Below are 477 nucleotides of genomic sequence, written 5' to 3'. Positions count from 1 at the left end.
GTACGCCACCGTCGACCCACCCGCCGGATGGAACACGAACACCGGCACCGCATCCGAACCCTCGGCCCGCGGACGCAGGGTGCGCACCAGACCGTCGATCTTCAGCCCGTCCTCGAGATGCTGACGCACCGTCTCCGCGAGCTGCTCGATGGTCTCGGCGTCGAGCACGTCGTCGACGGTGATCTCGCCGCCCGACCGCTCGGACAGCCGCGCCGCCAACTTCTCCGCCGACTCGTCGTCGAGGATCGGCAGCGTCGCGAAGATGCTCTTCGCCGACTTGCCCGTCACCACCGCCCACGTCGCGAACGTCAGACGCTCCGCCGCGTCACGCGGAGGGACGTCCACGTCGCCGGACTCGGCGGGAGCGTCCTCGACCGGCTCGGCGATCGGCGCGGCGACGGCCTCGACGGTCTCCCCGGCGTCCTTCTCTGCCTGCTGCTGCGCGGCGAGCGCCGCGACCTCCTCGCGGTTCTCCAC

At 71.7% G+C, this 477-nt stretch carries 1 protein-coding gene; it reads right to left on the bottom strand.

Translation table 11 applies throughout. The annotated features are described in order from the left end of the window. Positions 1 to 477, bottom strand: a 477-nt coding sequence (locus tag AC07RN_RS21055; protein WP_478337229.1) for a hypothetical protein, incomplete at both ends; no start/stop codon positions are given.

The organism is Lelliottia sp. GFLA7, from assembly GCF_056490165.1.
The sequence above is the reverse complement of the archived record's forward strand: the minus strand, read 5'-3'. Positions and strand labels throughout refer to the sequence as shown.